Annotated in this window: 14 protein-coding genes, 1 pseudogene and 1 CRISPR repeat array; of the genes and pseudogenes, 10 read left to right on the plus strand and 5 right to left on the minus strand. The window is 50.4% G+C overall.

Annotation, left to right across the window (positions count from 1 at the left end; all coding sequences use genetic code 11):
• Window positions 1–73: 73 nt before the first annotated feature.
• The 3 genes from asnB to minD form a co-directional block, all read right to left on the minus strand.
• The gene (asnB, locus tag E3E32_RS00395) at window positions 74–1,516 is read right to left on the minus strand and encodes an asparagine synthase (glutamine-hydrolyzing) (protein ID WP_167729726.1); all 1,443 of its coding nucleotides are present in this window, start codon (window positions 1,514–1,516) and stop codon (window positions 74–76) included.
• A gap of 121 nt (window positions 1,517–1,637) precedes the next feature.
• Window positions 1,638–2,381, minus strand: a complete 744-nt coding sequence (locus tag E3E32_RS00400) for an ATP/GTP-binding protein (RefSeq protein WP_167729728.1) — start codon at window positions 2,379–2,381, stop codon at window positions 1,638–1,640.
• Window positions 2,378–3,118 (minus strand): cell division ATPase MinD, encoded by a 741-nt coding sequence (minD, locus tag E3E32_RS00405; RefSeq protein ID WP_167729729.1) that lies wholly within the window; start codon window positions 3,116–3,118, stop codon window positions 2,378–2,380. Before minD ends, E3E32_RS00400 begins: the two co-directional genes overlap by 4 nt.
• A 111-nt stretch (window positions 3,119–3,229) precedes the next feature.
• Here minD and E3E32_RS00410 point away from each other — a divergent pair, with 111 nt between their 5' ends.
• The 3 genes from E3E32_RS00410 (at window position 3,230) to E3E32_RS00420 (ending at window position 5,966) form a co-directional block, all read left to right on the plus strand.
• On the plus strand, window positions 3,230–5,038 hold the full coding sequence (locus tag E3E32_RS00410; RefSeq protein WP_167729730.1) for a PINc/VapC family ATPase: 1,809 nt from the start codon (window positions 3,230–3,232) through the stop codon (window positions 5,036–5,038).
• A 67-nt stretch (window positions 5,039–5,105) separates the two neighbouring features.
• Entirely contained in the window at window positions 5,106–5,288 is a 183-nt protein-coding gene (locus E3E32_RS00415; RefSeq protein WP_167729731.1) for a hypothetical protein, read from the plus strand.
• A 123-nt stretch (window positions 5,289–5,411) separates the two neighbouring features.
• Window positions 5,412–5,966, plus strand: a complete 555-nt coding sequence (locus tag E3E32_RS00420; RefSeq protein WP_167729732.1) for a Maf-like protein — start codon at window positions 5,412–5,414, stop codon at window positions 5,964–5,966.
• Window positions 5,967–6,462: 496 nt separating this feature from the next.
• Window positions 6,463–8,648: direct repeats of the CRISPR family, unit length 30 nt; unit sequence GTTGCAATAAGACTCTAGGAGAATTGAAAG.
• A 2-nt stretch (window positions 8,649–8,650) separates the two neighbouring features.
• Here E3E32_RS00420 and E3E32_RS00425 read toward each other — a convergent pair.
• Window positions 8,651–9,298: pseudogene (locus E3E32_RS00425) on the minus strand (PHP domain-containing protein); the annotation flags it as partial.
• 115 nt (window positions 9,299–9,413) lie between these two features.
• Between E3E32_RS00425 and E3E32_RS00430 the strand changes: the two are divergent.
• From E3E32_RS00430 to E3E32_RS00455, 6 genes are all read left to right on the plus strand, one after another.
• Window positions 9,414–9,854, plus strand: coding sequence for a cobalamin B12-binding domain-containing protein (locus E3E32_RS00430; protein ID WP_012572036.1), 441 nt, complete (start codon window positions 9,414–9,416; stop codon window positions 9,852–9,854).
• A 34-nt stretch (window positions 9,855–9,888) separates the two neighbouring features.
• Window positions 9,889–10,848, plus strand: coding sequence for a methylmalonyl Co-A mutase-associated GTPase MeaB (meaB, locus tag E3E32_RS00435; RefSeq protein ID WP_167730842.1), 960 nt, complete (start codon window positions 9,889–9,891; stop codon window positions 10,846–10,848).
• Complete coding sequence (gene mce / locus E3E32_RS00440; RefSeq protein WP_167729733.1) at window positions 10,845–11,249, plus strand: methylmalonyl-CoA epimerase; 405 nt, start codon at window positions 10,845–10,847, stop codon at window positions 11,247–11,249. The genes meaB and mce overlap by 4 nt, the downstream gene beginning before the upstream one ends.
• A 171-nt stretch (window positions 11,250–11,420) precedes the next feature.
• A complete protein-coding gene (locus tag E3E32_RS00445; protein ID WP_240910574.1) occupies window positions 11,421–11,846 on the plus strand; it encodes a DUF835 domain-containing protein in 426 nt (141 codons plus the stop codon).
• A gap of 48 nt (window positions 11,847–11,894) precedes the next feature.
• On the plus strand, window positions 11,895–15,461 hold the full coding sequence (smc, locus tag E3E32_RS00450) for a chromosome segregation protein SMC (protein ID WP_167729734.1): 3,567 nt from the start codon (window positions 11,895–11,897) through the stop codon (window positions 15,459–15,461).
• Between the two features lie 5 nt (window positions 15,462–15,466).
• Window positions 15,467–16,129 (plus strand): ScpA family protein, encoded by a 663-nt coding sequence (locus tag E3E32_RS00455; protein WP_167729735.1) that lies wholly within the window; start codon window positions 15,467–15,469, stop codon window positions 16,127–16,129.
• On the opposite strand, the gene E3E32_RS00460 is transcribed toward E3E32_RS00455, so the two are convergent.
• Window positions 16,126–16,551 carry a hypothetical protein gene (locus E3E32_RS00460; protein ID WP_167729736.1) on the minus strand — a complete coding sequence of 142 codons (426 nt, stop codon included), beginning with the start codon at window positions 16,549–16,551 and terminating at the stop codon, window positions 16,126–16,128. The genes E3E32_RS00455 and E3E32_RS00460 overlap by 4 nt on opposite strands.
• Window positions 16,552–16,600: 49 nt before the next feature.
• Between E3E32_RS00460 and E3E32_RS00465 the strand changes: the two genes are divergently transcribed.
• Window positions 16,601–18,970 (plus strand): DEAD/DEAH box helicase, encoded by a 2,370-nt coding sequence (locus E3E32_RS00465; RefSeq protein WP_167729737.1) that lies wholly within the window; start codon window positions 16,601–16,603, stop codon window positions 18,968–18,970.
• The last annotated feature ends 213 nt before the right edge of the window (window positions 18,971–19,183 follow it).

Here is a 19,183-nt window from a genome sequence, read left to right on the forward strand (position 1 = left end):
TTGTGAGAGGACGGATGAGAAAGTTAAAAAAGCTCCCCCATGTCCTAGAAGATTAAAGGACGTTTAACAACGTTTATCCGCGTTTAAATGCCTCATTAAAGGCTCTTTGGGCGTACTCTCTGAGGGTCATTCCTTCGCTCTTGGCGAGCTTCTCGAGGAGCTTCTGAGCACCGCTGCCATACTGAGCGGCCTTTTTGTCCCTCTCAGCTATCCACTTCGGAAGACCAAGCTCCACGGCAACTTCCCTGAGGATAGCTTTTCTGATGCCCTTCCTTATCTTGGTCTCGAGGGGCGTGTTGAAGGCTGTTGAAATCACTGCTAGATCAAGGAAGGGAACCCTTCCTTCCACGGAATTCAGCATCGCTATCTTATCGTCCCTGACAAGGTTCTTCTCACCTATTTCAAGCAGATCGCTCTCCATGAGTTCTGGCCTCTCGAGGTATTTTGCGTAACCGCCGAAGAGCTCGTCGGCTCCCTGACCGCTCAGAAGAAGCTTGCAGCCATCTTCACGGGCGAGTTTGGTAGCGAAGTAGAGAGGAATACCTATTGCTAGGTTCATTGGGTTCGATTCCTCTATAGCGAAGGCAACTTTTGGAACGGCCTCCTTGACGTCGTCCAGATCAAAAACATACTCCCTAAGTGGAAGACCAAGCTCTTCGCTGACCTTCCTAGCCCATTCGAGATCCTGACTTCCCTCAGCTCCGGCGGTGTAGAGGACGACATCCGAGTACCTCGATGCAGTCAGAGCTATTAGCGAGCTGTCCAGCCCGCCGGAGAAGAGAACCCCCGTCCTCTTTTCGACTCTAACCCGTACGGCATGGGTGAGCGTCCTTATTAGCGAGAGTTTTGCTCTTTCCTCAGAAAAAACCATCCTTTTTAGTTCAAGTATACTGAAGAGCTTTCTCCTTTGAACCCCTTCACGCGAGAGGAGGATCAGCTCTCCCGGCTGAACTGGAATGGCCCGCTCACCAATCGCCCAGAGCACCTTTTTCTCCGAGGCGAAGAAGCCGTTCGGTGAATAGTAGAGCGGCCTCACACCAACGGGGTCGCGGAAGAGGTATATTCTCCTGCCATCACTGAAGGCAACTGCGTAGTCCCCTTCTAGCATGCTCATGGCCTTTTTAACAGCTTTCTCAACGTTAAAGCCTCTCTTCAGGAGATATTCGAGGAGCCTTAGGATCACTTCGCTGTCAACGTCGCTCTCGAAGGAGACTCCCCTGCCCTTGAGGTAGTTCCGAATATGGTTGTGGTTGTATATCTCACCATTATGGACAAGCGCCAAATCGTTGTAGAATGGCTGGGTGTAACCGAAGGAACCGGTCATGGCCAGTCTGCACTGAAGGAGGCCGATTCTTCCGTCGGGAATTTCATCAAGCTTCGAAAAGTCCTCTGATTTGAGCACTCCTTCGTTAGTCCACACACCAAAAGAGTCCTCTCCTCTGTGCTTTCCAGCAAGAATCATCATTGTAAAGTGTTCCTTGAGGTTGGTTCCGATTCCTCCCGCTACAAGACACATGCTCTCACCCAACGGACTTTAAGATACAATGCCAAAAGGCTTCTCCCTTATTCCTTGAAAGAGTTTTTAAAATGTTAGCTGCTGACTGAAAGGATGCTCACAAAATCGAAAGACCGGTGAACTATGTTAGGTCTCCGCAGGTGCAGTAATGCTCGTAGGCCAGTGTTTCAAGCTCATCGAAGCCTTCGCGCGTTTTGGCTGAGATGTAAACAACCCTCGTCGGCGGAGCTAGCTCCGGAAGAGCTGAGCACATCTTGTAGGCCAAAAGTCCCTGCATCGACGGGTCGAGCTTAAGTCTGGCCTTCAGATACTCAACGTCATCGAGGTATTTCCTGTACTCCTCTATGTTCTCAACGGTATCGATTTTGCTGAGAACTGGAACCGTTGTCGTGCCGAGGCGCAAATCTATCATGAGACCGAAGAACCTCACGAAGCAGAAGTCGTGGGGCTTTCTTAGAATGTCTGGACTGAAGAGGTAAACTGTGAGGGGCTCGGGAAGGCTCTCCATAAGCCTGACCCCGAATTCGTGGAAGAGGAAGGTTTCCATCTGCCCAGGAGTGTCAAGGAGGACGTAGTCGTTCTCCGTATCAAGCCTGATAATCCAATCGATGTAGCTCCCAACTTTTGGGAGAAGCCTGTCGTAGCTCTCAACTATGGCCCCGTTGGGCCCGTAGCCCTCTTCCATTATCTCCCATGCAGTCACTTCGTCCCTAACGTCTAAATCAGGTTTGTAGGGAAGACGCATAACTCCAGTATCAAGGTTCACGTAGGCGACGTTGTGTCCGTTTTCCTCCAGATACCTCCCAAATTCCCCGGTTAAGGTCGTTTTTCCGCTTCCGGCAGTGCCCACGAAGGTCAGTATCACTTCCTCATCACCTGCGCCTTGAGACCGGATATCCTTGCCACCTTTTCTGCGAGCCTCATGTATGCTTTGGCACCTCTGGAGTCGGGCTTATACTCAACGACGGGGACTCCTTCGAGAGTTGCTTCTCTAACGGCTGGATCCTCCGGAATAACAGCCAGGAGAGGTATCTCCATAACCTCCTCTGCAACGTCGGGAGGAATATCGTTATCGCTCCTTCCATAACGGTTGAGAACGAATCCGAGAATTGCCAAGCCAGCTTTCTTGAGAACCATCCCTACCTTCATGGTGTCGGTCACACACGATATCTCTGGGTTCGTAACGAGAAGAACTTCCTCACCGCTTAACATGGCGTTCATTGCGTCCATCTGAAGTCCAGCAGGAGAGTCTATTATGACGTAGTCGAACTTGTTCTTCAGCTCCCTTATCGTCTCCGGAAGCTTTCTGGGATCGGCCCTTATGACGTGCTCCCAGTCTATCGACGCGGGAATGAGGTGGACGTTTTCGTATGCCGTTGCGTAGATGGCCTCACTTATAGTTGCTTTTCCGGCGAGAACGTCGTGAATGGTCGTGTACGCGTCATCTATTCCCATAACGAGGCTCAGATTCGCCATTGTCAGGTCAGCATCGATGGCACAAACGCGATAGCCCATTTTTCCGAGGGCTATAGAGAGATTAGCCGTTGTTGTGGTCTTTCCCGTGCCTCCCTTGCCGGAAGCAATGGATATCATTCTGCCCATCATCCCACCTATCCTATTTTTGACTAAACCTTTATGAACCTTTAGTCAGAGCATCGGTTAGGGAAGTCTTATAAACGGATGAGAGTTTCCGGGACTTCTGAGGTGAGAGAAATGAGAGTGTTCGTTGCTGATACGAGTGTTATAGTAGATGGCCGCCTTACGCAGTTCCTATCAACGCTTGAAGACAAAGTTAAGGTTGTTATCCCTGAGGCAGTCATTGCCGAGATAGAGCACCAGGCCAACGAGGGAAAGGCTATAGGTCATGTGGGACTTGAGGAGCTCAAAAAGCTCCGTGAGATGTCCGACAAGGGGAAGATACTCCTCGAGTTCTACGGCGAGCGGCCCGAGCTCTGGCAGATAAGTAGAGCGAAGGCTGGAGAAATAGACCACATGGTTAGGGAGGCTGCCCAGACGCTGGGCGCTACTCTAATAACCGGTGACCAGGTCCAGAGGGACATAGCCATCGCCAAGGGTATAGACGTGATTTACCTGACGGCCAAGAAAGAAGTCAGGCACCGCTTGGAGGACTTCTTTGACGAGACGACGATGAGCGTTCACCTGAAAGCTGGCTTAAGGCCCATGGCAAAGAAGGGAAGACCGGGAGAGTGGAAGCTCGTTCCCGTTCGTGACGAGATTCTGACCGATGAAGAGCTCGAAGAGATTGCCGATGACATAGTCGAGCGCGCGAGACGTGACCCAGAATCCTTTATAGAACTCGACGAACCTGGAGCGACCGTCGTCCAGCTCAGAAACTACCGTATAGTTATTGCCAAGCCGCCCTTTGCAGACAGGATTGAGATAACCGCCGTTAGACCCGTCACGAAACTGAGTATAGAAGACTACGATCTGAGCGAGAAGCTCCTGGAGAGGCTCGTGGATAAGGCGGAGGGAATACTCATAGCAGGTGCGCCGGGAGAAGGAAAGACGACCTTCGCACAGGCTTTGGCCGAGTACTACGCCTCCATGGGCAAGATAGTGAAAACGATGGAGAAGCCGAGGGACCTGCAGGTGAGCGACGAGATAACCCAGTACACGGCTTTGGCCGGTAGGATGGAAAAGACGGGGGACATACTCCTCCTCGTCAGGCCGGACTACACGATATTCGACGAAATGAGAAAGACCAGTGACTTCAAAATATACGCTGATCTGAGACTTGCAGGCGTCGGAATGGTTGGTGTCGTGCATGCTACCAAGCCCATCGATGCGATCCAGAGGTTCATCGGAAGGGTCGAGCTGGGAATGATACCCCAGATAGTCGACACCGTGATTTTTATCAAGGCAGGAAGGATCGCCAAGGTTCTAACGCTGGAGTATCTCGTTAAGGTGCCAAGCGGCATGAAAGAAGAGGACTTGGCCAGGCCTGTCATCGAGATTCGCGACTTTGAGACAGGCGAGCTTGAGTACGAGATATACACCTACGGCGAGGAGATAAGCGTTGTTCCAGTAAAGAAGGAGGAGAAAGCACCGGCGCTGAGGCTTGCAGAGAAGAGGCTCAAGCAGGAGATAAAGAAGTTCCTGCCCGATGTTTACGCTGAGGTTGAGATAGTCAGCCCGCACAAGGCGGTTATTTATGCCGACGAGTTCGACATTCCTGCAATCATAGGCAAGAAGGGCAAGCGTATCACCGAGCTTGAGAAGCGCATAGGAATAAGCATCGACGTCAAGAGCTTCGCCGAGAGGGAAGCGACAAAGCCGAAGGAGAGGATACCTGTCGAGGTCGAGGAGAAAAAGAAAACGATAGTGCTCCGTGTTTCGCCGGACTACGCAAAGAAACCGCTCAAGTTCTACGGAGGCGAGCAGTACGTCTTTACTGCAACGCCAAGCAAGAAGGGTCTCGTCAAAGTAAGCAAGAGTACACCGATAGGGAAGGAACTCAAGAGGCTCCTCGACGCGGGCATTCCGATATGGGCCTCGGCCTGATTTCAAAAACTTTTTATAATTTGGTTTCTTATTTTCTTTAGTGGTACTAACCACGGAGGAATGTTTTATGGTATGGAGAGACAAGGTGTTCTGGGGTCTGGCTGGCATGGCACTGATTGCATATCTCTACGGACTGCTCGTCGACTTCGACGCAATGATAATAGGCCATGTCCTGTGGATCCTTGCCTTCGTTTATCTCTTGGTTTCCAGCATTGAAAAATGGGCGAAATACCGGAAGGAAACTGCATGATGGCTCAGCTGCGAGGGTACTCATCATCTTGCCACATGGAGCGTGACTTCAGCTAGCGAAATTGTCGTCATCGCCAGCTTTAGTTCTCGGAAGCTTTTTTAACCCTTTTCCGAAGGCCCAACCATGTTAGTGCTGGCCTCTGCAAGTCCAAGGAGAAGGGAAATACTTGGCAGGTTCATTAAGGACTTCAAGGTAGTCCCAAGCAACGCGAGCGAGGAGTGCTCCCTGACCGAGCCTAGAGCTTACGCCCTTGAGCTCGCTCGAAGGAAAGCAAGGGAAGTTTACAACCGCGTCGGCGGGACTGTCATCGGTGCCGACACCGTCGTCTCCATCGATGGCCACATTCTCGGGAAACCCAAGAGTGGGGAAGAGGCCTACAGGATGCTGAAGCTCCTCAGCGGCAGAGTTCACCGTGTCACGACCGGCTACTGCATAATCCACGGGGGAGAAGAGGTCTCGGGTGCCGTCATCACGGAGGTCAAGTTTAGGGAGCTGAGCGACGAGCTGATATGGGCGTACATAAGAACGGGTGAGCCCATGGATAAAGCTGGCGCCTACGGCATACAGGGGAGAGGAGGCCTTCTGGTGGAATGGATCAAGGGTGACTACTACAACGTTGTCGGCTTTCCTCTGGAGATAGTCTGGAAACTCAGGGAACTTGGGTTCAAGGTAATGTAGAAACAACTAAACTCCTTCTTTTAGATTGCATCTCGTTCATATCCCTGTTTTTCTTGAATTTTCTGTTAATCGTTTCAGAATTTAAAAAAGAACTCCGTTTGACCCATTGGAAGTCTTTAATAACAGTTTGTGATAGTGTTACTTTGAGTTATAAAATTCCAAGTTAATTGTAACGAAAAATTTTCGAGATTTGGGAATTGAAGTGTAAGGTGCCCTCAATTCTGCCTATCCCTGCCCTGATATGTCTATTATCGGATTGGACTGGTTTTTTGCTGCTGAAGATGATAAAAAGGCTGACCTAGGCTTCGGAACTCTCCAACGCTGTTAATGGGTTCGCTGGAAAAAACGTCGAGAGGGTCTTGTCCCTTGTGTTCAGTTTGCATATCCATTAAAAAGCGGGCAGCACATTGTCGTTTAAACTCCCCTCCGCAGAAAGACTTAAATATTTCCAGCTTTTTTAATTCTTTTTGAGGCAAAAGGGGGTAAAAGCCGCCCTGTTGCAATAAGACTCTAGGAGAATTGAAAGAAGGTGGGTTTGCATACTATGACTTCACACACTTCAGAGTTGCAATAAGACTCTAGGAGAATTGAAAGTTATGTAGACTCCCGTTGCATCGTCTATCTTTTTGAATGTTGCAATAAGACTCTAGGAGAATTGAAAGCTTCTCGCAGAGTTCGCTTCAGCTGACCCGATCCTTTAGTTGCAATAAGACTCTAGGAGAATTGAAAGTCCTGGCTCTCTCGATGGCCTGGTTCTCAAAGTACTTGTTGCAATAAGACTCTAGGAGAATTGAAAGTCGTCTCAAAGAACCTCACCCTATCCTTGTAGATTAGTTGCAAGTTGCAATAAGACTCTAGGAGAATTGAAAGTCAGTTTCTTCAGGTGTCTCGACAGTATATACTGTATGTTGCAATAAGACTCTAGGAGAATTGAAAGACAGAGACTAACAAACCATCGCTTCGCAGTCTATGACAGTTGCAATAAGACTCTAGGAGAATTGAAAGCAGTTAGGCTTATCCGGGCTGGATTTTGGATTTTCCTGTTGCAATAAGACTCTAGGAGAATTGAAAGGGCGTATGGCTTCGTCAGGACGTCCCCAGAAGGTTAGTTGCAATAAGACTCTAGGAGAATTGAAAGAGTGCTTCAAGTCGACATCCGCCCGCTCCTGGAAATCGTTGCAATAAGACTCTAGGAGAATTGAAAGTTGGCGTAGGTCTCATTGAGTGCGTAGATGAAGCGATCGTTGCAATAAGACTCTAGGAGAATTGAAAGATGATGGGTGATGGAAGTAACGGGAAAAGAGTTAGCAGGTTGCAATAAGACTCTAGGAGAATTGAAAGCACGCTTTATGGCTTGTGTATTATGCAACTGAAGAAGTTGCAATAAGACTCTAGGAGAATTGAAAGGCCGGCCTCCCGGCTGGAACATACACCGGAACGCTTTAGTTGCAATAAGACTCTAGGAGAATTGAAAGAAAGGGGGTTCATCTGACAGTGTTCTTAACAGGGCTGGTTGCAATAAGACTCTAGGAGAATTGAAAGGGGCCTGGGTTATGAGATGGTCTCGCTCTGGTGGGTTGCAATAAGACTCTAGGAGAATTGAAAGCCCAGATGGGCGGGGGTCTCGGTAGGGGAAAGACCCCACGTTGCAATAAGACTCTAGGAGAATTGAAAGTAATAACACTCGGCATCTCAACTGATATCCTGTCCCTGAGTTGCAATAAGACTCTAGGAGAATTGAAAGGGTCTTACATTCATTTCATACAATTTTCCATGTTGCTGTTGCAATAAGACTCTAGGAGAATTGAAAGCGAACAGCGGGTCGTTGACGAATTCCTTCACCTCGTAGTTGCAATAAGACTCTAGGAGAATTGAAAGCAACGGCAACAGGTTCAACATCAGGAAGCACATATTTGGTTGCAATAAGACTCTAGGAGAATTGAAAGGAAAAAACTCCAGGAGGCCCAGGCCCAGGGGAGTGGGTTGCAATAAGACTCTAGGAGAATTGAAAGCTGCAAGGCCATACATCACTCCAACGCCTATCAGTTCGTTGCAATAAGACTCTAGGAGAATTGAAAGAGAGACTATTCATGCAGGTCGTGCTCCCAAGCGTGTTGTTGCAATAAGACTCTAGGAGAATTGAAAGCGCTGATGGACTCGAGGGAGGAGGTTAGGTAAATGGTGTTGCAATAAGACTCTAGGAGAATTGAAAGATTGCTGTCTCTGGCTTGAGTTCGAACTTTTCCAAGTGGTTGCAATAAGACTCTAGGAGAATTGAAAGAAGAGCAACGTGAGCGCCAGGCCGATGTATATCGCTCCGTTGCAATAAGACTCTAGGAGAATTGAAAGCAATATGTCCATTGTCATAGTTGACAGTGACGAGCAAGTTGCAATAAGACTCTAGGAGAATTGAAAGACGTGCACTGGGTGGACTGGAAGATAGTCATGATAAGTTGCAATAAGACTCTAGGAGAATTGAAAGTGTTAATGTTGTTATGTATTGCGAATCTTTGTAGACGTTGCAATAAGACTCTAGGAGAATTGAAAGATCAGCGCTCCAGCCACACCAGCCAACGGGTTCTCCGTTGCAATAAGACTCTAGGAGAATTGAAAGTCGTTCAGGAGTGAACCCTTTTTCCCTTATTCCTATATGTTGCAATAAGACTCTAAGAGAATCGGAATCACAAAAGCTCTCCAAACAATAAATCCTCCTTCGTCCCCCCGGCCTTCCTGAAAGCCTTCTCACTCCAGCTTACGTTTCCAACGCTTCTTGGCCAGTGGGCATCGCTGGCAAAGGTGAGCTTTATACCTCTTTTTATGCACTCCCTGATGAAGTCCAGTTCGGGAACTTTATAACGTGAGCTTATCTCGAAGGCCTTTCCATTCGCCTCGGCCAGCTCCAGTATATCCTTCAGACCCTCCTCGCTTGGATAGCCGGTGTAGGGGAAGCTCGCCCCGAAGTGGCCGATTACGTCAACGTTCTCGTCTTGGAGGGCGAGCTTAATGAGCTCGACGTGCTCCTCCGGCGTCTCCACCCACAGGTGAACACTTGCTATCACGTAATCAAGCTTCTTGGCTATGTCCGTGGTTATATCAACCCCCCAGTGCATTATGTTGGCCTCCACCCCGGCCAAGACGGCGAGCTCGGCACTTTCGCTCCACTGGCGTATTTCCCTGACGTATCGGTTGAGGCTCTTTGGGGTGAGGTAATGGATGTGATCGCTTATTCCGAGGAGTCTCAGCCCTTTTTGTTCAGCTGCGGCTATGTTTTCGGGAACGCTCCCGGTTCCGTCCGAGTACGTGGTGTGGGTGTGGAGATCCATCATGATCATGACTCCTCGCTGGGCATTAAAAAGACTTCTGGACAAAATATCCAATGTAAAGTCCAACCTTTAGTTTTGACAATCTTTAAATACCATCTGGAACAAAATCCTTCCGGTGGTTGAAATGGTCGAGCGCTCAAAGGTTAGGGTCGTTATCGCCAAGCCCGGTCTTGATGGCCATGATAGAGGCGCCAAGGTCGTTGCGAGGGCGCTGAGAGATGCAGGGTATGAAGTCATTTACACGGGTATAAGACAGACTCCGGAACAGATAGTTGAGACAGTCATACAGGAAGATGCCGCCGTACTGGGAATAAGCATTCTCTCAGGTGCACATATGGTTCTAATACCTAAGATCCTCAAGCTCCTTGAGGAAAGGGGTCTTAAGCTGAACGAGGATATTGTTGTTTTTGCCGGTGGAATAATCCCGCCCGACGATGCCGAGGAACTCAAAAAGATGGGTGTTGCGGAAGTGTTCGGGCCGGGGACGCCGCTTCAGAAGACTATTGATTTCATTGATAGGGCCGTAGAGAACCTCAAGCGCTTTAGGGAAGGCTTAACTTTATAATTTCTTTCTTGGATAATTTGTCCGAGTGATGACGATGATAGACGATCTGATCGAACGCATGCTCCAGGGAGATAAGCGCGCCACGGCCAGGCTGATAACCCTAGTAGAGAACGACGAGGATAAAGCTAGAGAAGTAATCAAAAAGATCTACCCCCACACGGGCAATGCCTATATCGTCGGTATCACTGGCCCTCCTGGAGCTGGAAAATCAACTCTTCTCGACAAGCTGATCAGGGTCGCGAGGGAGGAAGGCAAAGTTGTCGGCGTCATAGCCATCGATCCGACCTCGCCTTTCACCGGCGGCGCTCTGCTCGGCGACAGGATAAGGATGCAAAGGCACTCGACTGATCCTGGCGTTTTTATCAGAAGCATGGCCACACGCGGCTCCCTTGGTGGACTGGCCAAGGCCACAAGTGACGCGATAAAGGTGCTTGATGCTTACGGCTGCGACGTTATTTTCGTTGAGACGGTTGGCGTGGGCCAAATAGAGATTGACATCGTCAAAACTGCTGACACAGTCGTCCTTGTTACGGTTCCAGGACTGGGCGACGACATACAGGCTATTAAGGCTGGCCTTATGGAGATAGCGGACATTTTCGTCATAAATAAGGCCGACAAAGAAGGGGCAGATGCCACTTACTTCGAACTTAATATGATGCTCGACCTCGAGAAGGAGCGCTGGGAGAAGCGCGGCTGGAGGCCGCCGATAGTCGAGACCGTGGCGACGACAATGAGAGGCATAAGAGACCTCTGGAAGGCAATACAAGATCACCATGAGTTCCTTGAAAGGAGTGGCGAAATAGAGCGTAAGAGAAAGTTCCGCGCCGAAGAGGAGGTTAAAACTATAATCTCCGGTAGAATCGCGAAGATGATAAGTGAGCGGCTCGACGAGGAAGAGGTTTCGGGCCTGATAGATAAAATTGTGAAGCGGGAGATAGACCCGTACTCTGCCACGGATTTAGTTCTTGAAAAAACTCTGGGGGTGAGGGTATGATAAAGAAAATTGACCACGTCGGTATTGCAGTGAAGAACCTTGAAGAGGCCATAAAGATCTGGGAAGGTCTCGGCCTCAAGGTCGAGGAGATTGAAGAAGTGCCGGATCAGAAGGTTAGAACTGCGATAATCCACGTCGGCGAGAGCAGGATCGAGCTCCTGGAGCCAACGGCCGAGGACTCCCCAATAGCCAAGTTCATTGCCAAGCGTGGTGAAGGCATACATCACATAGCACTTGGAGTTGAGAACATAGAGGAACACCTTACAAAGCTGAAGGAAACGGGTTACAGACTGATCGACGAACAGCCTAGAATCGGTGCAGGTGGTGCGAAAATCGCATTCATACATCCAAAGGCTGTAACGGGCGTTTTGCTCGAACTCTGTGAGAGAAAGGGAGAGTGATCATGCAACTAGATAATTTTCAATCTTTTGTTATTCTTCCAGGAGTTGGCTAGATCAGAGGACTTGTTGTGAAATTTTTTATCCGGCTCACAGTAACATTTATATAGGACGTACCGAAGTTGCGTTGGTCATGCTTTAATCCTGTCGAGTAATCTGCGTGAAGTGGTGGTTATGTTACTAAAGGGAAGACCCCTACGAAGCGGGTCAAGAATAATGGACTATCGGCGGCTTAATGATATACTCATGAAAGACGTGGATCGTAAGAAAATACTTATAACTCGAAGGCCTCCCTTTGAAATCCACGGACACAATGTCCATCCTATATGGCTTGCCAAGGTGTCTCATCCCAGTGCGGTTCATCCTTCTAGGCTTCATGTGATCGAACAGGCGGTCTGGGAGCATCTTCAGCAGGAGGAGGCAGACGTTGTTCTCGATGCTGTTGAGTATCTCATAATTGAGAATGGTGTTGAACCAACCCTCCGCTTTGTTAGCAAGCTGCGTGATATAGCCCTTCTCATGAATTCGGACTTCTATGTGACCGTTGGTGGTGGGCTGGACGACAGAGTTTTCAACATCCTCAAGAGGATTGTCGAGTAGGTAAAGTTATATAACCTTCTTCGTCATTCTCCAGTTTAGGTGTAGGGCATGCCGTACATCGAGAAGATTGAAATGAAAGGTTTCAAATCCTACGGTAATCGAAAAGTCGTTGTTCCGCTTTCTAAGGGATTTACAGCGATAGTAGGTGCCAACGGTTCTGGAAAGAGCAACATCGGTGACGCCGTTCTCTTCGTTCTTGGTGGTCTATCCGCAAAAGCCATGCGTGCAACGAGGATAAGCGACCTCATATTCGCTGGTACAAAGACTGAACCTCCCGCTAAATACGCAGAGGTTGCGATGTACTTCAACAACGAGGACAGGGGCTTCCCGATAGATGAGGATGAGGTCGTTATCAAGCGCCGCGTCTATCCCGATGGTAGGAGCACTTACTGGCTCAACGGCAAGAGGACGAGCAGAAGCGACATTCTCGACGTGCTAAGTGCGGCCATGATCTCTCCGGAGGGCTACAATTTAGTCCTTCAGGGAGACATCACCAAGTTCATCAAGATGAGCCCAACTGAGAGAAGGATGATCATCGACGAGATATCGGGCATAGCGGAATACGATGCTAAGAAGGAGAAGGCTTTGAAGGAGCTTAAACAGGCGGAGGAGAACCTCGCGCGCGTTGACCTGCTCATAAGAGAGGTAAAGGCCCAGCTCGACAAACTTGAAAAGGAGAGAAACGACGCCTTGAGGTACCTCGATCTGAAGGAACGTGTTGAGAAGGCTAAGGTTACGCTCCTTCTTGGAGAAATTAGGAAGCTCGAGAATCTTATCGAAGAAAGCACCGTCCGCGACAAAGGCATAGAGGCCGAGATAGCGGTTATAGAGGAGCGCCTCAAGGAGATAGCCAAGGAGATAATAACGAGGGAGAGGGAGCTTAACGCTGTCGAGAGGGAGCTGGAGGAGAAGAGCGAGGATGGTATCCTGGAGGTCACCAGAAAGATAAGCGAGGTTCAGTCGAAGATAGAGATGGCCAGGAAGAACATTGAGCTCGCTCAGAAGGAGATAGAAGACAGCCAGCGCCGCCTTGCTAAGGCCAAGGAGGAGCTCAGGAAGGTTTCAGAGGAGATAGAGAAGAACAAAAGCGCGATCCAGCGCTGGAGCAAGAGAAGGGAGAAGCTCAAGGCTGAGATAAAGGAGAAGGAAGTCGTCAAGAACGAGCTTGTCATCAAGCTGGGAGAGATAGACAGGGACTTTGCGATAGCCAAGCAGGACTTCGACAGAGTCGTCGACGAGCTGGAAGAGGCCAAGAAGGAACTCTACATGAAAGAGAGCGACGTGAGGAAGTTTGAGGAGGAGATAGAGCGCCTCAAGGCCAAGATGGCCCAGGACAATGCAAAGAGGGTTGCTCTCAAATCCAAGATCGAGGAAGCGAGGAACTCCTTGGAAAGCAAACGCTCCGAACTTGGTGAGATAGATGGTAAAATGACAAAGGCCGAGGCTCGCCTGAGGAAAGCCGAGAAGGAACTAGAGGAGAAGACGAAGAAGCTGAACAAGGTTTCGAGTGAACTCGTTAAGGTCAGGGAGGAGCTGATAAAGGCTGAAGCCCAGAGGGAAGTGAGGGGCAACAGGGCGATAGAGTTCCTGAAATCCCAGAACATCCCCGGCCTCTACGGGTCTCTGGGTGAGCTGATAAGTGTTAGGGACGAAAACTACGCGCTGGCCGTGGAGGTCGCCCTCGGCGGCAACTACGACAACGTTGTTGTTGAGGATGATAAGGTTGCCGAGAAGGCGATCAAGCTTCTCAAGGAGAAAAAGCTCGGAAGATTAACATTCCTCCCGCTCAACAAGATAAAGCCGCGCTCCATGAAGGATAGGCCCTCGCTGGGTATCCCTGCGATGGACGTCGTCCAGTACGATCCGCGCTTCAAGAACGCCGTTGCCTACGCCCTCGGGGACACACTCATAGTGAACGACATGGACGAGGCGAGGGCAGTTGGCATCGGAAAGGTCAGGATGGTGACCCTCGGGGGCGAACTCCTTGAGAGGAGCGGAGCGATTACAGGCGGTCACTACAGACCGAGGGGCAAGCTGAGCATTAACACCGACGAGCTCAGGAGAAAGGTCGAAGCCCTCGAGAGGGAAAGGGAAGCCCTCGAGTCTGCAATCAACGCTCTCAAGCTTGAGATTAAGGGCCTCCAGAACGAGATCTTTGAGCTGAGAATGAGGAGGAGCGACCTGAGCAAGGACCTTCAGGTCATCCAGCGCGAGATGGACAGGCTTTTAGCGGAGGACAAAGCTCTGAAAGAGGAGATTGAGGAGAGCGAGAAGCTCATCAAGGCTCTCGAAAAGAAGATCCACGATACAAAGGGTGAGATGGCAAAGCTCCGCGGAAGGATAGAGAGGCTCGAGAAGAAGAAGGAGAAGCTCAAAAAGGCCCTGGAGAACCCGGAGGCCAGAGAGCTCAACCAGAAGATAAGAGAGGTCGAGCACGAGATAAGCGCCCTCAGAGAAGAGCTCAGCAAGGTCGAGAGCAAGCTGGAGAACCTCGAGATAAGGATAAACGAAGAACTCCTCCCGAGGAAAGCTGACCTGGAGGAGGAGATTGAGGGCTTAATCAACAGGATAAACGCCCTTAAGAGCAACATAGTCGAAAATGAGAAGGCCATTGAGGAGTTTGAGAAGGATCTCGAGGAGCTCAAGAAAGCAGAGGAGAACGTTAAGGACGAGCTCAAGGAGCTCCGCGAGAGAAGGGAGACGCTCAGGAACGAGATAGTTGAGCTCCGCGCCGAGAAGGAAGAGCTCACGAACAAGCTCCAGAACCTCAGGATAGAGGCCAACACGCTGAAGATACGCCTCGCTCAGTACGAGGCTACCCTCAAGGAGAAGCAGGCGGAGCTCAAGCACCACGACGCCAAGCTCATCAAGTCTATCAAGGAGATACCGCTGGAGCTCGAGGCACTGAAGGAAGAGATAGAGCGCATGGAGGAGGAAATACGCTCCCTCGAGCCGGTTAACATGAAGGCCATCGAGGACTTTGAGGTCGTCGAGAGGCGTTATCTTGAGCTGAAGAGCAAGCGCGAGCAGGTCGTCGCCGAGAAGGAGAGCATAGAGGAGTTCATCGAGGAGATAGAAGGCCAGAAGAGGAACGTCTTCATGCAGACCCTCAACGAGATCGCCAAGAACTTCTCCGAGCTCTTCGCCAAGCTCTCACCGGGTGGAAGCGCGAGGCTCATCCTCGAGAATCCCGATGATCCATTCGCTGGTGGACTGGAGATAGAAGCCAAGCCAGCCGGCAAGGACGTCAAGAGGATTGAGGCCATGAGCGGTGGCGAGAAGGCTTTGACGGCTCTGGCTTTCGTCTTTGCAATCCAGCGCTACAAGCCAGCGCCCTTCTACCTCTTCGATGAGATAGACGCCCACCTTGACGATGCAAACGTTAAGCGCGTTGCTGACTTGATAAAAGAGGCCTCAGAGAACAGCCAGTTCATTGTCATAACTCTCAGAGACGTCATGATGGCCAACGCAGAGAAGATAATAGGTGTGAGCATGAGGAACGGCGTCAGCAGGGTCGTCGCGCTCAGCCTTGAGAAGGCCATGAAGATACTCGAGGAGGCAAGGAAGAAGAGCGAGGCCGAGCACGCCGAGATGTTCGGCCATCTAAGCGGGTGAGAACCATGGAGTCCCGAAGGGAAGAGGAAATCACTCCCGTCGATATACTCCTTCAGCTCGTCCAGATGGGAAAGGTGGATCCGTGGAACATCGATATAGTCGACCTTACAGAAAAGTACATAGAAAGGCTCAGGGAGATGAAGGAGCTCGACCTCCGCGTTTCCGCGAGGGCCATCTTAGCCGCTTCAATCTTGGTCAGGATGAAGAGCGAAGCTTTGTTGTACGCGGACGAGGAAGATGAGGAAGAAAAGCACGAGGAGCACATCCGCGTCGAGGTCGAGCCTCTGGCACCTCCGCTCAGGAGGGTGGAGCGCTACTACACCTTTGATGACCTGCTGGATGCCCTCATGGATGCCCTTGAGGAAGCCGAGAAGAGGAAGCCGCGGAAAAAGAAGAAGGTCGAGATAGAGGAGGAGATATTCGTCGTCGATGACTTCAGAGTTGACATTGAGAAGCACGTCAACAGGCTCCACGAGATAGTCAGGAAGCTCTACAGCGAGACCAGGGAGCCGATAAGGTTCTGGGACCTAGTCTTTGACCCCACTCCGAAAATAGTTGCCAGAACCTTCCTCTACCTTCTCTTTCTCTCCAACATGGGCAAGGTCGAGCTGGTTCAAGAGGAGCCCTTCGGAGAGATATACATAGTTCCCGTCGGGGAAAATGCTTAGCATTCTCTCTCCTTTCTCTTCGCTGGCCTTAAGGTTATTGCCAAAAGCGGCCCTTCGCTGCCTATGTAAAGGCTCCTCTTCTCTCGGTTGATGTAGAAGCAGTATTCACCCTCTGGAATCAGCTCGACGAACTTCCTAGGAACGGTCTCCCTAGCGAGTCTGCCATCGAGAAAGACACACTCGTAAGGACGTTTTATCTTTTCAACACGGTGCCTTATTTCCTCCAGAGGGAGCCTTTCGCACTCGAGCCTAACACAGACGAGGCTCTTTCGCCCGTCAGTGAATATCACGACCTTATCGTTCACGTCTATCCTTTTCGAGCGTTCCAAAAACTCCCAAAGTGCCAAATAAACCCTTTTGAGCTTTCTTCTTTTAGCGAGTCTTTTGACGAGTCTCTCCTTGGCGTGTCTCGTGAGTAGCATGACCTCAGTTCGTCCGAGAATTTATAAACTTCGTCGAGGAGATAGGAGTATGTATCTCCGCAGGGACTTAATCCAGCCGCGCGTTTACCAGGAGGTCATCTACGCGAGGTGCAAGGAGAGTAACTGCCTTGTTGTTCTGCCAACCGGATTAGGAAAGACGCTCATCGCGATGCTTATCGCCGACTACAGGCTTCAAAAATACGGCGGTAAAGTTTTAATGCTCGCCCCTACAAAGCCTTTGGCTTTACAGCATGCAGAGAGCTTCAAAAAGCTCTTTGACATTCCTCCGGAGAACATAAACGTCCTGACAGGGGAGCTCTCACCTAAAACAAGGCAGGAAATCTGGGAGAAAAGCGTGATAATAACTGCCACGCCTCAAACGATAGAGAATGACATTTTAACAGGCAGGATCTCCCTTGAGGACGTTGTACTTCTCGTCTTCGACGAGGCCCACAGGGCGGTGGGCAACTACTCCTACGTCTTCATAGCAAGGGAGTACCTCAAGACTGCTAAACATCCGCTTGTTCTTGGCCTTACGGCCTCCCCTGGAAGCGACGAGATGAGGATAAGGGAAATAATCAATAACCTCGGAATAGAGCGCATCGAGATAAGAACCGAGAGCTCGCCGGATGTGAAGCCCTACGTTCAGAGGATAGCCTTTGAGTGGGTCAAGGTCGACCTTCCAGGCATCTACAAGGAGGTCCGCTCCCTCCTGAGGGAGATGCTCAGGGAGAGCCTCAAGCCCCTCGCCCAGTTTAAGCTCGTGAGTTCATACTCGCCGGACATCTCAAAGAAGGAAGTTCTCCAGGCGGGCTCAAAAATCAATCAGGAGGTCGCGAGGGGCAACTACGAGATTGGAAGGCTGAGGATGTACCAGGCTAAAGCAGTCAAGCTCCAGCACGCGATTGAGCTCCTTGAGACGCAGGGACTGACCGCCCTCCGTGCTTATCTCAAAAAGCTTCGCGAGGACAAACGGACGAAGTCAAGCAGAGAGCTGATGGAAGATCCTCGTATGAGAAAAGTGATATATCTCTTAGTCCAGGCGAAGGAGCTTGGAATAGACCACCCCAAGATGGAGAAGCTCAAGGAGCTCGTTAAGGCCCAGCTGGAGAAAAAGCCGAACTCCAAGATAATCGTCTTTACTAACTACCGCGACACAGGAAAGAAGATAGTCGAGGAGCTTCGAGCGATGGGTGTCAGCGCGGAGCGCTTCATTGGTCAGGCCAGCAGGAGCAACGACCGGGGCATGAGTCAGAAACAGCAGAAAGAGACGTTAGAGCGCTTTTCTAAGGGTGAGTTCAGCGTTCTGGTCGCCACAAGCGTCGGTGAGGAAGGTCTCGATGTCCCCGAAGTCGACCTGGTAATCTTCTACGAGCCCGTGCCTTCCGCCATCAGAAGCATCCAGAGACGTGGACGGACTGGAAGGCACAGGCCGGGTAGGGTCGTTATCCTCATGGCGAAGGGAACGCGCGACGAGGCCTACTACTGGAGCTCCAGACGGAAGGAAAAGGGAATGTTTGAGGCGATTAGGAAGATAGCCCGTGAGCTTGAGGCCGAGATGAAGGAGAGGGAGGATATGAAGAGGGGTAAGATCACTTCCCTCGATGCTTTTCTAAAGCCCAAGAAGAAGCCGGCTGAAGAAAAAGCCGAAGGAATTGAAGAGGCTGAGAAGCCCTCTGAGGGGAAAGTGGAAAAATACGAAAAGGCCGGGCCTTCGAAGGAGGAGATCTACGAGAAGCTCCCGATAAAGCCCGTCTTTGTCAGAAGGCCAAAGGGCATAGTCGTTTACGTTGACAGCAGGGAGCTAAGAAGCGGCGTGCCAAAGCATCTCAGGGAGCTCGGCGCCGAGGTTGAGGTAAAGACGCTTGACGTTGCTGACTATGTGGTGAGCGAAGAGGTCGGAATAGAGCGCAAGAGCGCCAACGACTTCATACAGTCCATAATCGATGGAAGGCTCTTCGACCAGGTGGAGAGGTTGAAGAGGGCCTACGAGAAGCCCGTGATAATTATCGAGGGGCAACTCTACGGTATAAGGAACGTTCACCCCAACGCGATTAGGGGTGCCATAGCGGCTGTCACTTTGGACTGGGGCGTGCCGATACTCTTCTCCTCTGGGCCGGAAGAGACTGCCCAGTTCATCTACCTGATGGCCAAGCGCGAGCAGGAGGAGAGGAAGAAGGAGGTAAGACTGAGGAGCGAGAAGAAGGCCCTAACTCTTGCCGAAAGGCAACGGTTGATAGTCGAGGGACTGCCTAACGTCTCAGCCACTTTGGCGAAGAGGCTTCTCAAGCACTTCGGCAACGTCGAGAGGGTTTTCACCGCCACGGAGGAGGAGCTTCAGGAAGTTGAAGGCATCGGCCCGAAGAAAGCGAGGGAGATAAGGAAGGTGATAACGGCACCTTATGTGGAAGAGGAGTGAAACAAGCCTTGCCCTCGCAAAGTTTGATCAAAGAGTAAACTTCCTACTAAACAAGCGGGAGTAGTTTGTATGTCCTCGTAGAGACTAGTTTAACACGGAGTTTAACTCAAAAAGCCAGCAGGGATGATGTTTCAACTTTTCTTAACGTCCGAAGGACATTATCTTTGCAGTGAAACCCTGAGAAATTACAATTAAAGAGTAAACTCACTGAAG

Source organism: Thermococcus sp. GR6, from assembly GCF_012027415.1.
In the GTDB taxonomy this organism is placed as follows: Archaea; Methanobacteriota_B; Thermococci; order Thermococcales; family Thermococcaceae; genus Thermococcus; species Thermococcus onnurineus.

Coding starts and splice junctions, on each gene's coding strand:
- E3E32_RS00455 (WP_167729735.1), top strand. CDS start 15,467: ATGGAGTCCCGAAGGGAAGAGGAAATCACTCCCGTCGATATACTCCTT.
- meaB (WP_167730842.1), top strand. CDS start 9,889: ATGATAGACGATCTGATCGAACGCATGCTCCAGGGAGATAAGCGCGCC.
- E3E32_RS00460 (WP_167729736.1), bottom strand. CDS start 16,551: ATGCTACTCACGAGACACGCCAAGGAGAGACTCGTCAAAAGACTCGCT.
- E3E32_RS00465 (WP_167729737.1), top strand. CDS start 16,601: ATGTATCTCCGCAGGGACTTAATCCAGCCGCGCGTTTACCAGGAGGTC.
- E3E32_RS00430 (WP_012572036.1), top strand. CDS start 9,414: ATGGTCGAGCGCTCAAAGGTTAGGGTCGTTATCGCCAAGCCCGGTCTT.
- smc (WP_167729734.1), top strand. CDS start 11,895: ATGCCGTACATCGAGAAGATTGAAATGAAAGGTTTCAAATCCTACGGT.
- minD (WP_167729729.1), bottom strand. CDS start 3,118: ATGGGCAGAATGATATCCATTGCTTCCGGCAAGGGAGGCACGGGAAAG.
- E3E32_RS00410 (WP_167729730.1), top strand. CDS start 3,230: ATGAGAGTGTTCGTTGCTGATACGAGTGTTATAGTAGATGGCCGCCTT.
- E3E32_RS00420 (WP_167729732.1), top strand. CDS start 5,412: ATGTTAGTGCTGGCCTCTGCAAGTCCAAGGAGAAGGGAAATACTTGGC.
- asnB (WP_167729726.1), bottom strand. CDS start 1,516: ATGTGTCTTGTAGCGGGAGGAATCGGAACCAACCTCAAGGAACACTTT.
- E3E32_RS00445 (WP_240910574.1), top strand. CDS start 11,421: ATGTTACTAAAGGGAAGACCCCTACGAAGCGGGTCAAGAATAATGGAC.
- mce (WP_167729733.1), top strand. CDS start 10,845: ATGATAAAGAAAATTGACCACGTCGGTATTGCAGTGAAGAACCTTGAA.
- E3E32_RS00415 (WP_167729731.1), top strand. CDS start 5,106: ATGGTATGGAGAGACAAGGTGTTCTGGGGTCTGGCTGGCATGGCACTG.